Annotated in this window: 14 protein-coding genes; 13 read left to right on the forward strand and 1 reads right to left on the reverse strand. The window is 66.2% G+C overall.

Annotated features, from left to right (window positions below; genetic code table 11):
- The first annotated feature begins 4 nt into the window (after positions 1–4).
- The 13 genes from EDF57_RS06100 to EDF57_RS06160 all read left to right on the forward strand — a co-directional run bounded on the left by EDF57_RS06100 (position 5) and on the right by EDF57_RS06160 (position 12,157).
- Positions 5–868, forward strand: coding sequence for an NAD(P)-dependent oxidoreductase (locus tag EDF57_RS06100; RefSeq protein WP_134093479.1), 864 nt, complete (start codon positions 5–7; stop codon positions 866–868).
- A 2-nt stretch (positions 869–870) separates the two neighbouring features.
- Positions 871–1,896: an amidohydrolase family protein gene (locus EDF57_RS06105; RefSeq protein ID WP_086491519.1), complete on the forward strand. Its 1,026-nt coding sequence runs from the start codon at positions 871–873 to the stop codon at positions 1,894–1,896.
- Positions 1,893–2,306: a protocatechuate 4,5-dioxygenase subunit alpha gene (gene ligA, locus EDF57_RS06110; RefSeq protein ID WP_243654304.1), complete on the forward strand. Its 414-nt coding sequence runs from the start codon at positions 1,893–1,895 to the stop codon at positions 2,304–2,306. Before EDF57_RS06105 ends, ligA begins: the two co-directional genes overlap by 4 nt.
- A 1-nt stretch (position 2,307) precedes the next feature.
- A complete protein-coding gene (locus tag EDF57_RS06115; RefSeq protein WP_134093480.1) occupies positions 2,308–3,213 on the forward strand; it encodes a class III extradiol dioxygenase subunit beta in 906 nt (301 codons plus the stop codon).
- Positions 3,214–3,283: 70 nt separating this feature from the next.
- Positions 3,284–4,240, forward strand: coding sequence for a Gfo/Idh/MocA family oxidoreductase (locus EDF57_RS06120; RefSeq protein ID WP_134093481.1), 957 nt, complete (start codon positions 3,284–3,286; stop codon positions 4,238–4,240).
- Positions 4,240–5,229 carry an aldo/keto reductase gene (locus tag EDF57_RS06125; RefSeq protein WP_134093482.1) on the forward strand — a complete coding sequence of 330 codons (990 nt, stop codon included), beginning with the start codon at positions 4,240–4,242 and terminating at the stop codon, positions 5,227–5,229. Before EDF57_RS06120 ends, EDF57_RS06125 begins: the two co-directional genes overlap by 1 nt.
- A 52-nt stretch (positions 5,230–5,281) precedes the next feature.
- The gene (locus EDF57_RS06130) at positions 5,282–6,235 is read left to right on the forward strand and encodes a formate/nitrite transporter family protein (RefSeq protein WP_243840907.1); all 954 of its coding nucleotides are present in this window, start codon (positions 5,282–5,284) and stop codon (positions 6,233–6,235) included.
- Positions 6,236–6,344: 109 nt separating this feature from the next.
- Positions 6,345–7,139, forward strand: a complete 795-nt coding sequence (fdhD, locus tag EDF57_RS06135; RefSeq protein ID WP_134093729.1) for a formate dehydrogenase accessory sulfurtransferase FdhD — start codon at positions 6,345–6,347, stop codon at positions 7,137–7,139.
- Positions 7,140–7,231: 92 nt separating this feature from the next.
- On the forward strand, positions 7,232–8,446 hold the full coding sequence (locus EDF57_RS06140; protein ID WP_134093483.1) for a toxic anion resistance protein: 1,215 nt from the start codon (positions 7,232–7,234) through the stop codon (positions 8,444–8,446).
- A 5-nt stretch (positions 8,447–8,451) separates the two neighbouring features.
- Positions 8,452–9,171 carry a hypothetical protein gene (locus EDF57_RS06145; protein ID WP_134093484.1) on the forward strand — a complete coding sequence of 240 codons (720 nt, stop codon included), beginning with the start codon at positions 8,452–8,454 and terminating at the stop codon, positions 9,169–9,171.
- Entirely contained in the window at positions 9,164–9,826 is a 663-nt protein-coding gene (locus EDF57_RS06150; RefSeq protein WP_134093485.1) for a YqiJ family protein, read from the forward strand. The genes EDF57_RS06145 and EDF57_RS06150 overlap by 8 nt, the downstream gene beginning before the upstream one ends.
- A 166-nt stretch (positions 9,827–9,992) precedes the next feature.
- The gene (locus EDF57_RS06155; RefSeq protein WP_134093486.1) at positions 9,993–11,693 is read left to right on the forward strand and encodes a flotillin domain-containing protein; all 1,701 of its coding nucleotides are present in this window, start codon (positions 9,993–9,995) and stop codon (positions 11,691–11,693) included.
- Positions 11,694–11,800: 107 nt separating this feature from the next.
- Positions 11,801–12,157, forward strand: a complete 357-nt coding sequence (locus EDF57_RS06160; RefSeq protein ID WP_132267383.1) for an EthD domain-containing protein — start codon at positions 11,801–11,803, stop codon at positions 12,155–12,157.
- Between the two features lie 194 nt (positions 12,158–12,351).
- Here the strand turns inward: EDF57_RS06160 and EDF57_RS06165 are convergent, their stop codons facing one another.
- Positions 12,352–13,143 (reverse strand): SDR family oxidoreductase, encoded by a 792-nt coding sequence (locus EDF57_RS06165; RefSeq protein WP_166675188.1) that lies wholly within the window; start codon positions 13,141–13,143, stop codon positions 12,352–12,354.
- Positions 13,144–13,279: the final 136 nt, after the last annotated feature.

Here is a 13,279-nt window from a genome sequence, read left to right on the forward strand (position 1 = left end):
CAGCATGAACAGGTCCATTGCCCTTATCGGGTTCGGAGAGGCCGGATCGACGTTTGCGGGAGCTGGGGACTGGGCCGGACAGGCCCGTGCCTTCGATATCCTTCCCGAACGCCGCGACGTCATGACCGAACTCGGCATCACCGTTTGCGACAGTGCCGCCGAAGCGCTTGAGGGCGCCGAACTGGTGTTGTCGCTCGTCACCGCCGACGGCGCGCCGAAAGTGGCCGAGGCCGTCGCGCCCCTGCTGGGCGAGGGCGCGCTGTTCTGCGACATGAACTCGGTGGCGCCGGGCACCAAGCGCGCCGCCGCCAAGGCCATCGCCAAGGGCAAGGGGCGTTACGTGGATGTGGCCGTGCTCGCCCCGGTCAACCCCGCGCGCATGAAGGTGCCGCTGCTGGTGGCCGGGCCTGACGCCGCCGAGGCGCAGGCCGCGCTGGAGGCGGTTGGCTTCACCCATGTCCGCACCGTGGGCGCCGATGTCGGCCGCGCTTCGGCGATCAAGCTGGTGCGCTCCGTCATGGTCAAGGGGCTTGAGGCGCTGACGGCCGAGATGATGATGGCCGCCCATGCAGAGGGCGTGGCGGACGAAGTGCTTGCTTCGCTCGACGCCAGCGAGAAGGCCATTTCCTGGACGGAGCGGGCAGACTACAATCTCGACCGCATGCTGGTCCACGGCCGCCGCCGCGCCGCCGAGATGGACGAGGCCGCGGAAATGCTGCGTTCGCTGGGCATTCCGCCGCTGATGACCGAAAATACCGTCGCCTGGCAGCAGGCGCTGGGCGTGCTTGGCATCGTGCCGCCGCCCGAAGGATTCGAAGCCAAGCTTGCGGCCGCGGTCGCGGCAGGCGTACTCAAGGGAGAGAATTGAGCATGTCGCTCATCATCGACTGTCACGGTCACTATACCGTTCTGCCCAAGGCGCACGACGCCTGGCGCGAGGCGCAGATCGCCGCTTTCAAGGCTGGTGAAGAAGCGCCGCCGTACCCCGAGATTTCCGATGCGGAAATCCGCCAGACCATCGAGGACAACCAGCTTCGCCTCATCAAGGAGCGCGGCGCCGATCTTACCGTGTTCAGCCCGCGCGCCAGCGCGATGGCGCACCATGTCGGCGACCAGGCGGTTTCCGAGGCCTGGGCGGTTCACTGCAACAATCTTATCGCCCGCGTGGTGAACATGTTCCCCGAGACGTTCGTGGGCGTGTGCATGCTGCCGCAGAGCCCCAAGGCGGACCTTTCCGCCTCGGTGAAGGAACTGCGCCGCTGCGTCGAGGAACTGGGCTTCATCGGCTGCAACCTCAACCCCGATCCGGGCGGCGGCCACTTCGAGCATCCGCCGCTGACCGACGAATACTGGTTCCCGATCTACGAGGCGATGAGCGAGCTGGACGTTCCGGCGATGATCCACGTCTCGGGTTCGTGCAACCCGGCGATGCACGCCACCGGCGGCTTCTACATCGCGGCGGATACCGTGGCCTTCATGCAGCTGATGCAGGGTGACCTCTTCGCGAAGTTCCCCAAGCTGCGCTTCATCATCCCGCACGGCGGCGGCGCGGTGCCGTATCATTGGGGGCGCTATCGCGGCCTGGCGGACATGCTGAAGAAGCCTTCGCTCGACGAATACATCATGAACAACGTGTTCTTCGATACCTGCGTCTACCACCAGCCGGGCGTGAACCTGCTGGCCGACGTGATCGACAACAAGAACATCCTGTTCGGCTCCGAAATGGTCGGCGCGGTGCGCGGGATCGACCCGCAGACCGGCTTCTACTTCGACGACACCAAGCGCTATGTCGACGCGCTCGACATCTCGGACGAGGAGCGCCACGCGATCTTCGAAGGCAATGTGCGCAAGGTCTTCCCGCGCCTTGACGCCAAGCTCAAGGAACGCGGCCTGTGACCGACAAGATCACCGACATCCACGCCTATCTCGGCGAGTTCGACGATATTCCGGGCACGCGCGTCTACACGGCGAAGCGTGCGCGTCAGGGCTATCACCTGAACCAGTTCGCGATGAGCCTGATGAAGGCGGAAAACCGCGAGCGCTGGAAGGCCGACGAGCGCGCCTATCTCGACGAATGGCCGATGACCGAGGACCAGAAGCTGGCCGTGCTCGCGCGCGACTACAACCGGCTGCTGGATCTGGGCGGCAACATCTATTTCCTCGCCAAGGTCTTCTCGACCGACGGCCTGAGCTTCCTTCAGGCCGTCTCGACGATGACCGGCATGTCGGTTGAGGATTATCAGGCGATGATGATCGCCGGGGGCCGCTCGCCCGAAGGCGTGCGCTCCATTAAGGAGCACCGCTAAGATGGCCCGCATTACGCACGGCATCGCCTGTAGCCATATCCCGGCGCTCGGCGTCGCCAGCGACTTCGACAAGTGGGAAGATCCCTACTGGAAGCCGATCCAGGAAGGCTTCGCGCCCACGCAGGCGTGGGAAGCGGAGAACCTGCCGGACGTCGTGATCCTGGTCTACAACGACCACGCATCGGCCTTCGACATGAAGATCATCCCGACTTTCGCGATCGGCTGCGGCGAAAGCTACAAGCCGGCGGACGAGGGCTGGGGCCCGCGCGCAGTGCCCGACGTGGAAGGCCATCCGGACCTTGCCTGGCACATCGCGCAGAGCCTGATCCTCGACGAGTTCGACATGACCATCATCAACGAGATGGACGTTGACCACGGCCTTACCGTTCCGCTGTCGATGATGTTCGGAAAGCCCGCCAAGTGGCCGGTGAAGGTGATCCCGCTGGCGGTCAACGTCGTCACCTATCCGCCGCCGTCGGGCAACCGCTGCTGGGCGCTGGGCGAGGCGATCGCGCGCGCGGTCGAAAGCTTCGATGAAGACCTGAACGTGCAGGTCTGGGGCACCGGCGGCATGAGCCACCAGCTCCAGGGCCCGCGCGCGGGCCTCATCAACCGCGAGTGGGACACCATGTTCCTCGACAAGCTGTCGGGCGACACGCAGGAACTGCGGTGCATTCCGCATATCGAATACCTGCGCGAAACCGGCAGCGAAGGCATCGAGATGGTGATGTGGCTTATCATGCGCGGCGCGCTGGGCAAGGAAACGCGCGAACTGCGTCGCTTCTACCACGTGCCCGCCAGCAACACGGCCGTGGGCCACATCGTGCTGGAGCCGGTGAACGGCGATGTTCCGCCCTCGACCACCGTCGAAGGCAACAATGCCGAAGCTCAAAACCTGATCGACTGACCTATTCCGCGTGCCGGTGGTTGACGCCGGCACGCCCTTTGTCTTTGACAGACACCCCAAGGAGATTCCCATGCGTATTGCCCTCGTAGGCGCCGGCGCTTTCGGTGAAAAGCACCTCGACGGCCTCAAGAACATCGACGGCGTAGAGATCGCCTCGGTCATCAGCCGCTCGGCCGAGCAGGCTGCCGAAGTGGCCGCCAAGTACGGCGCGCCGCACTCCGGCACCGATCTGGCCGAAGTGCTCGCCATGCCGGACGTCGATGCCGTGATCCTCTGCACTCCCACGCAGATGCATGCCGAACAGGCCATCGCCTGCATGAACGCCGGCAAGCACGTGCAGGTCGAAATTCCGCTGTCGGACACCTGGGCCGATGCCGAGGCGGTTGTCGCCAAGCAGCAGGAAACCGGGCTGGTCTGCATGGTCGGCCACACCCGCCGCTTCAATCCTTCGCACCAGTACGTGCATGGCAAGATCACCGCGGGTGAGTTCAACGTCCAGCAGATGGACGTGCAGACCTACTTCTTCCGCCGCAAGAACATGAACGCCAAGGGCCAGCCGCGCTCGTGGACGGACCACCTGCTATGGCACCACGCCGCGCACACGATCGACCTGTTCGCCTACCAGTCGGGCAAGATCGTCGCCGCCAACGCGCTGCAGGGCCCGAAGCACCCCGAACTGGGCATCGCCATGGACATGTCGATCCAGCTGAAGGCGGAAACCGGCGCGATCTGCACGCTCTCGCTCTCGTTCAACAACAATGGCCCGCTCGGCACGTTCTTCCGCTACATCGGCGACAGCGAGACCTACATCGCGCGTTACGACGATCTGGTGAACGGCCGTGAAGAGCCGATCGACCTCACCGGCGTCACTGTGTCGAACAACGGCATCGAGCTGCAGGACCGCGAATTCGTGGCTGCCATCCGCGAAGGGCGTGAGCCCAACTCGTCGGTCGGCAAGGTGCTCGATTGCTACCGCGTGATCGGCGAACTGGCCCAGAGCCTCGAAGCGCAGGACGGCTGGTCCTAATGATGAAACGCCTCCTCGCGGGCCGTCCGGTCCACTCCGTCGGTCTCGGCTGCATGAATGTGGCCTGGGCCTACGGCAATCCGCCGTCTCGCGAGGAGGCGGTCGCGTTGTTCCGCCACGCTTTGGATGCGGGCTGCGATCACTTCGACACTGCCAACATCTACGGCATGGGGCTGAGCGAGGAGATCCTCGGCGAAGCCATCATGGACCGCCGGGACGAGTTCCTGCTGGCCTCCAAGACCGGCATCCTGATCGATGGCGCCCGCCGCGGGATCGACTGCGCGCCGGACAGCATCACCGCCTCGCTCGACGCCAGCCTGAAGCGGCTGGGCACCGATCATATCGACTTGTTCTACATGCACCGCTTCGACCCGAAGGTGCCGATTGCCGACTCGGTGGGCGCCATGGTGCGCGCGATCGAGGCGGGCAAGATCGGCGCCTATGGCGTGTCCGAATGGTCCGCCGCGCATATCCGCGAGGCGCATGCGGTGCATCCGGTGGCGGCGGTGCAGACCGAATATTCGCTCTGGACCCGTAATGTGGAACTCGGCGTGATGGACGCCACGCGCGAACTCGGGATCGCGCTCGTCGCCTTCTCGCCGGTCGCGCGCGGGGCACTGGGCGGTGAGCTGACCGATGTGAACACGCTTACAGAAAAGGATCTGCGCCGCAATTTCCCGCGCTTCATGGGCGACAACTGGACGCACAACCTGGCGCTGATCGCGGAGTTCAACGCTCTGGCCGCTTCGGTCCAGGCAACCCCGGCGCAGCTCGCGCTCGCCTGGGTGCTGGCGCAGGGCGCGCATGTCCATGCGATTCCAGGCACCCGCTCGATCCCGCACTTCGACCAGAACCATGCCGCCGCCGGCTTGCAGATCGACGCCGCCGTTCTGGAAAAGGCGGGCGAGCTGATGAACCAGCAGACCATCGCCGGCCATCGCTACCCGGACACGATCAAGCCCAGCATCGATACCGAGGACTACGTCTGACCCGCTTCTGCGCCGCGGGGTAAGCCTCCGCCGCATCGGGGTATAAGGAACCATGCGTTCCGGGGGCGGTTCTGACGGCATGGACAATGCCGCCGAAACCGCCCCCAAGTCCGACCCGGCCCAGTCCGGCTCCGACGACGAGCGCGACCTCTCGCACGACGATCCCGAGCGGCAGGAAACCGACCGCGACATAGAGCAGGACGAATCCGGCCTGACCGGCCACGAGCGCGGCCAGATCAAGGACAACTTGCGGCTTTCCGCAATCACCGTCTTCTCGGTGATCCGCCGTGAGGGCGAAGAGGAACTGCACCGCCCGGCGATGTCGCTGTGGTTCTCGGGGATCGCCGCCGGGATCGGCATTTCCACCTCTGTCTTCGCGCAGGGCCTGCTGCACAACGCTTATGCGGACCACCCCCAGCGCGAGCTGATCGCCGCTTTCGGCTATGCCATGGGCTTCGTGCTGGTGGTGCTCTCGCGCCTCCAGCTTTTCACCGAGAACACCCTGACGGCGGTACTGCCGCTGCTCGCCAGCCCGAACCTGGAGCGCCTCTGGCGCACCGGGCGGCTCTGGGCGATCGTGCTGGCGGCCAATCTCCTGGGCACGTTCCTGACCGCGCTGCTGGTCGACATCTTCGCCGATCCCGCCCATCCCACCGTGGCGGGCATGCTCGACGTCTCCCGCAAGGCGGCCGAGGCACAGGGTTGGACCGCCCTGCTGGACGGCGTACCAGCGGGCTTCTTCATCGCGGCATTCGTGTGGATGCTGCCCAGTTCCAAGGGCTTCGAGATCTTCGTGGTCGCGCTGTTCGCCTGGCTGATCTCGGCTGGCGGCTTCGCGCATGTCGTGGCGGGATCGACCGAGATGTTCCTGCTGGTGCTTCACGGCGAGCTGCCGATCCTGGACGCTTTCACCTTGCATCTGGCGCCCACGCTGCTGGGCAATGTGATCGGCGGCACCGGCCTTTTCGCGCTGCTGGCCTTCGGACAGATCAAGGCGGAGATTTGACCCGTTCCAATCCGGCAGGGGGGATGACCGCGGCCGGCCGCCCGGCTAGAAAACGCGCATGAACGGTGCAGAGACGATCAGGGTCCGGCGCAGTGCCTATGGCGCGCGGATGGCCGCGGAAAACCCCGCGGAGGAGGCCTTCGCGATCCCCGTGGAAGCGCCGGTAGCGATAGAGACCAACGGCATCGCTTACGCAGTGATGATGGCGACCCCGCTGCAGATCGAGGATTTCGTGACCGGTTTCCTCATGGCCGAAGGGTTGGCCGCCGCCGATGAAGTGGGCGAGGTGGCCGTTCACGCGGTGGAGAACGGGGACTGGGGCGCCGGCTACGTCGCCCGCGTGAACCTGCCGCCGGAACGGCTGGGCCTGATCGTCGAGCGGGCGCGGCGCCGCGTGGGAGACAGCTCCTGCGGCATCTGCGGCATCGAGGGTGTGGAAGCGGCCCTGCGGCCCCTGCCGCTGCTGACCCGCAGCCAGGCGGGGCCCCCGGCGATCCGGCGCGGGCTCGACGCCCTGCGCGCCGGCCAGGTGCTGGGGCGCGAAACCCACGCCACCCATGCGGCCGCCTTCTGCGACGAGGCGGGCAAGGTCATCGCGCTGCGCGAGGACGTGGGCCGCCACAATGCGCTCGACAAGCTGGTGGGCGCGCTCGCGCGTGCAGGGGTCGATCCGGCACAGGGCTTCATTATCGTCACCTCGCGCTGCTCCTACGAACTGGTGGAGAAGACGGCGCGCGCCGGTTGTCCGCTGCTGGTGGCGATCTCCGCCCCCACGGATCTGGCCGTCCGCCGGGCGCGGGCGGCGGGGCTCAGGCTCTGCTTCGTGGCGCGGGACGATACGATGCTGGTGATGCCGGACGGCGCGGAGACCGACGAAGGGGCCACCCCGCTCGTCGAACCGTAAAGCGACGCCTTCCTGTTTTGCTTGCAGTATTCGCCGGCAATCCTAGATTCGTTGGCCAGGACACATTTCTTGAAGGACGGGGATTTTCTTTCATGGCGACGACGACCGATCAGGCAGTTGGGGGTGAGCTGAAGCTGACGCCTCCCGATCCGGTGCCCGTGGTCCAGCCCGAGAAGGCGGCCGGTCTCGTGCCCGTGGGCGATGAGCAGAAGTCCAAGCTGCAGGTCCGGGTGGACGAGTTCGTGGCCGATCTCGTGTCGCAGGACGTGAACTCGCCCGAATTCGGCCGCCGTGTCGACCAGATCACCAGCATGGGCCGCAAGGAGATTTCCGAGGCTTCGGGCCAGTCCAACCGCTTCCTCGACCGCCCGGTGCGCGCCATGGACAAGGACGCCGGTGTCGGCGCCGACCTTGCCGAACTGCGCCGCACCGTGGAAGACCTCGACCCCTCCACCAAGGGCGACCTGCTCTCGCGCCGGAAGATCTTCGGGATCATCCCGATGGGCAACAAGCTGCGCAACTATTTCGACGGCTACCAGAGCGCGCAGGGCCACATCGGCGCGATCCTCGCCCGCCTGCAGGGCGGCAAGGACGAGCTGCTGATGGACAACGCCTCCATCGACGTGGAGCGCCAAAACCTCTGGGCGGCGATGGGCAAGCTCGAACAGATGATCTTCATGTCGAAGGCGCTGGACGAGACGCTGGAGCAGAAGGCCGCCGATCTCGACCATACCGACCCCGCCAAGGCCAAGGCCGTGCGCGAGAGCGCGCTGTTCTACGTGCGCCAGCGCACGCAGGACCTGCTGACGCAGATGGCGGTCTCGGTGCAGGGCTACCTCGCGCTCGATCTGGTGAAGAAGAACAATGTCGAGCTGATCAAGGGCGTCGACCGCGCTTCCACCACCACCGTCGGCGCGCTGCGCACGGCCGTCACGGTGGCGCAGGCGATGGCCAACCAGAAGCTGGTGCTGGACCAGATCACCGCGCTCAACACCACGACCGCGCGGATCATCGACGGCACCGGCCAAATGCTGAAGGACAACACCGCCCGCATCCACGAGCAGGCGGCGAACGCCACGATCCCGCTGGAGACGCTCAGCCGCGCCTTCCAGAACATCTACGACACGATGGATTCGATCGACACCTTCAAGATGCAGGCGCTCGATTCCATGAAGCAGACCGTGCAGTCGCTGGAGGGTGAGGTCACCAAGTCCAAGGCCTATATCGCCCGCGCGCAAGGCCAGGCCGAAGGCACGGCGCTGGGCAGCGACAAGACGACGAAGGCCATGCTCGAGGCGCTCGACTGACAGCCATGGCCAATTCCGTCACGCCCCGCAGTCGCAATGCCGTGAACCAGGAAGTGATCCGTGCCGCACGCCGCCAGCGCGCGGCGCGGCTCTACAATGCCCGCAAGGAGCGCTGGAGCTTTCGCTGGCGCCGCATTCGCCGTGCTTTCCTGGCGCTGTTCGGCATCTTCATCGTGGCCCTGACCGCCGGGCTGATCCTCGGCGGGCTGTCTTTCACCACCACGGTGCTGACGACGCTGCTGGCCTTCGCGGTGTTTCTGGTGCTCTCGATCTATCCCGCCACGCCCAAGCTCCGCGCCGAGGAACTGGGCAGCGCGACACTGCCCGAGCTGGCCGGATCGGCGGAACTCTGGCTGGAAACCCGCCGCCGCGCCTTGCCCAATGCTGCGGTCGATGCCGTGGACATGATCGGCGTGCGCCTCGAACAGCTGGCGCCGCAGCTTGCCACCTTGCAGGACAACGGCCCCGCCGCGCATGAAGTGCGCAAGCTGCTGTCGGAACACCTGCCTTCGCTGGTGGACAGCTATACCCGCATTCCCGCCGAGCTGCGCAACAAGACCCATGCCGGCAGCACGCCTTCGCAGCAGCTGGTAGAAGGGCTCAACGTCATCGCCGGCCAGATCGAGGCAATGAGCCTGGACCTCTCGCGCGGAGACCTGGATGCGCTGGCGACGCGCGGCCGTTTCCTCGAGACCAAGTATATCGACGCGAGCGACGATGGTTGAGCTGCTGACGAGGGCGGGGAGCCTGCCGTTTTCGGTCGCCCTGGCCCTGATGCTGATGTTCGCCCTGCTCCAGATCGTCGGTCTCGGCGATTTCCTCGGCGGCGATACCCACCTCGATGTCCATGCCGATGTTCATGCGGGCGTCCATGGGACCCTCCACGGGCATGGCGGCGTCGATGCAGGGCTGCTGTCGGTGCTCGGTCTCGGCCGGGTGCCGTTCCTGATGTGGCTCATGCTGCTGCTCACCGTGTTCGGCCTGATCGGCATTTCCGCGCAGGAGCTGCTGCTCTCGCTGACCGGGAGCACCTGGAACGCGTGGCTCGTCGCGCCCGCCGTGGCCCTCGTTTCGCTGCCGATCACTGGCGCGCTGTCGCGGGGGCTCGGCCGGATCATCCCGCAGGACGAGACGAGCGCGATCGACGTGTCGGCGCTGGTCGGGCGGGAAGCGGAAATCCTGGTCGGGACCGCGCTGGCCGGAAGCCCGGCGCGCGGGCGCGTGTTCGATCACTACGGCCAGGCGCATAATGTCATGGTGGAGCCGGATCTGCACGACCAGCGCTTCGTGCAAGGCGAAAAGGTGCTGCTGGTGCGGCGCGAGGGCGACTTGTTCAAGGCCATTGCGCGCGGCGACCATTACCTGCCGCGCCTGGACTGAAAAGGGCCGCGCGTCAGGGCGTGACAACTGCGGTTAACGCTTTGAAAGCACGGCGCGTCAGGCCGGTTTTTCTGGGCGATCCGCGCCTGTTCTGCTAGCTTTCCTGTCTATTTGATTGCGTGGTCCCGGGCTTTGGCCGGGCGACGCCAGGGGGAGTATCGAAGACATGCAAGACCTCGTCGGCATCGGAATTCTAGCCGGCATCGCCCTCGTCCTGTTCCTGGCGCTGGGCCTGATGCTCGCGCGGCTCTACAAGCGCGCGTCCAAGGAAATCGGCTTCGTGCGCACGGGCTTCGGCGGCGAGCGCGTGGTCATGAACGGCGGCGCGCTGGTCCTGCCGGTCTTCCACGAGACCATGCCCGTCAACATGAACACCGTGCGCCTGGCGGTGGAGCGCAAGAACCAGGATGCGCTCATCACGCTGGACCGCCTGCGCATCGACGTGAAGGCCGAATTCTACGTGCGCGTCCGCCCCGATGCCGGTGCCATCGCCATGGCGGCGCAGACCCTGGGCGCCCGCACCATGCATCCCGAAGCGCTGAAGGAACTGGTCGAAGGCAAGTTCGTCGATGCGCTGCGCTCGGTCGCGGCGGGCATGACGATGAACCAGCTTCACGAACAGCGCGCGGACTTCGTGCAGAAGGTGCAGCAGGTTTCCTCGTCCGATCTCGCGATGAACGGGCTTGAGCTGGAATCGGTGTCGCTGACCGGGCTGGACCAGACCTCGATCGAGCACTTCAATGCCAACAACGCCTTCGATGCCGAGGGTCTCACCAAGCTGACCGAGCAGATCGAACTGCGCAAGAAAGCGCGGAACGACATCGAGCAGGACACCCGCGTCCAGATCGAAACCAAGAACCTGGAAGCGGAGCGCCAGTCGCTCTCGATCCAGCGCGACAACGAATTCGCCAAGCTGGAGCAGGAGCGCGAGATCGAGATGCGCCGGGCCGAGCAGGCGGCCGAAGTCGCGCGCGAGCAGGCCTTGCGGGGGCGCGAGGCCGAGGAAGCGCGGATCATCGCCAAGCAGCAGGTCGATTCGCAGCAGATCGAATCGGATCGCACCATCCAGCAGGCCAAGATCGCGCAGGCCCAGGCCGTCGAACTGGCGCGCCAGGGGCAGCAGATCGCCATCCAGAACAAGAGCCGGGAGGAAAGCCAGGCCAAGGCTGACGCCGACGAGGCCCGCGCCAAGGCGGTCGCCGCCGAGGAACAGGGCATCACCAGCCGTGAGACCGAGATCGCCGAGCGCGCCAAGCGCATCGAACTGATCGAGGCCAGCAAGGAAGCCGAGCGGCAGGCGATCTCGGTCAAGGTGGAAGCCGAAGCCGAACGCGAAGCCGCCGCCAACCGCGCCGAGGCCTTCCGCCTTGCCGCCGAGGGCGAGGCCGAGGCCGAGAAGCTCCGCGCCGAAGCCGCGCGCGTGCGTTTCGAAGTGGAAGCGGCGGGTCAGCGCGCGGTCAACGAAGCGGCGAACCTGCTCTCGTCCGACCAGATCTCGCTGCAGATGAAGCTCGCCCTGCTCAAGGTTCTGCCGGAAGTCGTGCGCGAATCCGTGCGGCCGCTGGAGGCGATCGATTCGATCAAGATCGTGCAGGTCGACGGTCTGACACAGAAGGGCGGTTCATCGGCTTCGTCGGCTTCGTCGGCTTCGGTCGGCGGATCGGGCAACCTGGCCAACGACGCGGTCAGTGCCGCGCTTGCGTACCGTGCGCAGGCCCCGGTGATCGACGGGCTGATGAAGGAGCTTGGCCTTGACGGTGCGTCGCTGGCCAATCTCGTGCAGGGCGCGGCGCAGGTTCCGGTGGCGCCCGCCATCCATGCCCCGGCGAACGACGCCAGCGCGGGCGTTGTGCGCGAAGCGGAGTGAATCCGGGCGGGCGGCGCCCGCCCGCTCATCGCCCCGGCGACCCGGCTCCCGGTGTCGCCGGGGAGACCGCGTGCTAGCTCTCGGCCTGGACGAGAAGGAGGCCCGCGATGGACCGGCAATTCCACAAGATCCTGCTGTTCATGAAACGGCGCGCCGACCTGACGCCGCAGCAGTTCCGCGACTACTACGAAACGCGCCATGCGCCCCTCGCGGAGCGCTATTCGCGGGGCGTCAGTCGCTACATCCGGCGCTATGTCGATCCCCAGCCGCATCCGGAAACCGGCGATTTCACCGATGGGCCGGACGTCATCACCGAACTCTGGTTCGAGGACGAAGCGGTGTTCCGCAAGACCTTGGCCTATATTACGCAGAACCTCATGCCCGACGAGATCGTCGCGGATGAGCGCAATCTGTTCGACCGGGCCTCGTTCCGCATCGCGACGGTCATGGAGTGCGAGAGCTAGGGCGCAAGGGCACGGTTTCCGGCAGGAATTCCGGCCTCTCTGGGAGAGTACGGGATTTTACAGAGGTGCCGTTTGCGCAGGCGCTGGCGGAACTTGGCGTCACGAACGGGCGGGCCAGCGCATTTCAGCGCTTCCCGCCCGTAGCGTCATCGTCTGAGGCGGTCGCCGTCTCAGAGGGTCACCGTCTCAGGGGATCACAGGCCCAGGCGGCCCAGTATCCCCCCATCCACCTTGATGTCGCAGCCGCTGATATAGGATGCGGCCGGCGAGCAGAGGAACTCCGCCACGGAGGCGATTTCGTCGCCCAGTCCCTGCCGCCCGAGCGGCGTCATGCCCATCATCCGCACCATCTGCTCGCTCGCCTTGGCTTCGGCGCGGCTCATTTCGGTGTCGATGAAGCCCGGTGCAATGGAGGCGATGCGCAGGCCGCGCTCCCCGAAGGCCGCCGCTTCCCGCCCGACCAGCCCGATCACCCCGCGCTTGGACAGCGTATAGCCCATGCCAGGATTGGTGGAGAAACGGTCGACATCCTCCCGCCCCTTGCCCGCGACGAGGTCCTGCACGGCCGCGACCATCGCCGGATCGGGGATGAGATAGGCCGACATCGAGGAGATCAGCACCGCGCATCCGCCCTCCTCGAATCGCGGCAGGAGCGCGGCCACGAGGCGCTCGGTGGCGAAATAGTTCACTTCCAGAATGCGCGGCGCCTCGGCCATCGTCGGCGAGAGACCGGCCGTATGGACCAGCGCGAAGAGCGGCGCTTCGCCCAGGGTATCGAGCAGGCGCTGCGGGAATTCAGGCGCGGCGATGTCCCCGGCCAGCGTCGAGACGTGCACGCCATCCCGGCGCAGTTCGGCGGCCACGGCCTCCAGCCTTTCGGCATTCACGTCGCTCAGCAGCAAGGGGCGGCCTTGCGCGGCGAAGCGGGCGGCGACCGGGCGGCCCATGCCTCCGGCGGCTCCGGTGACGATGACGGTAGCGTTCATGATCTCTCCCATTCGCCGTTCGCCGGCCTTGCGCAGATGTCGTAACCGCCGCCCCGCCCTCCGGCCAGCACCTGCGCGACTCATCGCTCCGGGGAATAAGATACAGTGTCGCTCATAGTTCTTGCATTGCGGGCCG

The sequence above is a fragment of the Novosphingobium sp. PhB55 genome (assembly GCF_004368805.1).
Classification (GTDB): Bacteria; Pseudomonadota; Alphaproteobacteria; order Sphingomonadales; family Sphingomonadaceae; genus Novosphingobium.

Excerpts from the sequence above, each read along its gene's own strand:
- EDF57_RS06100 (WP_134093479.1), top strand. The coding sequence starts at position 5 with ATGAACAGGTCCATTGCCCTTATCGGGTTCGGAGAGGCCGGATCGACG.
- EDF57_RS06165 (WP_166675188.1), bottom strand. The coding sequence starts at position 13,143 with ATGAACGCTACCGTCATCGTCACCGGAGCCGCCGGAGGCATGGGCCGC.
- EDF57_RS06145 (WP_134093484.1), top strand. The coding sequence starts at position 8,452 with ATGGCCAATTCCGTCACGCCCCGCAGTCGCAATGCCGTGAACCAGGAA.
- EDF57_RS06125 (WP_134093482.1), top strand. The coding sequence starts at position 4,240 with ATGATGAAACGCCTCCTCGCGGGCCGTCCGGTCCACTCCGTCGGTCTC.
- EDF57_RS06130 (WP_243840907.1), top strand. The coding sequence starts at position 5,282 with ATGCGTTCCGGGGGCGGTTCTGACGGCATGGACAATGCCGCCGAAACC.
- EDF57_RS06105 (WP_086491519.1), top strand. The coding sequence starts at position 871 with ATGTCGCTCATCATCGACTGTCACGGTCACTATACCGTTCTGCCCAAG.
- EDF57_RS06120 (WP_134093481.1), top strand. The coding sequence starts at position 3,284 with ATGCGTATTGCCCTCGTAGGCGCCGGCGCTTTCGGTGAAAAGCACCTC.
- EDF57_RS06155 (WP_134093486.1), top strand. The coding sequence starts at position 9,993 with ATGCAAGACCTCGTCGGCATCGGAATTCTAGCCGGCATCGCCCTCGTC.
- EDF57_RS06140 (WP_134093483.1), top strand. The coding sequence starts at position 7,232 with ATGGCGACGACGACCGATCAGGCAGTTGGGGGTGAGCTGAAGCTGACG.
- EDF57_RS06160 (WP_132267383.1), top strand. The coding sequence starts at position 11,801 with ATGGACCGGCAATTCCACAAGATCCTGCTGTTCATGAAACGGCGCGCC.
- EDF57_RS06150 (WP_134093485.1), top strand. The coding sequence starts at position 9,164 with ATGGTTGAGCTGCTGACGAGGGCGGGGAGCCTGCCGTTTTCGGTCGCC.
- fdhD (WP_134093729.1), top strand. The coding sequence starts at position 6,345 with ATGGCCGCGGAAAACCCCGCGGAGGAGGCCTTCGCGATCCCCGTGGAA.
- EDF57_RS06115 (WP_134093480.1), top strand. The coding sequence starts at position 2,308 with ATGGCCCGCATTACGCACGGCATCGCCTGTAGCCATATCCCGGCGCTC.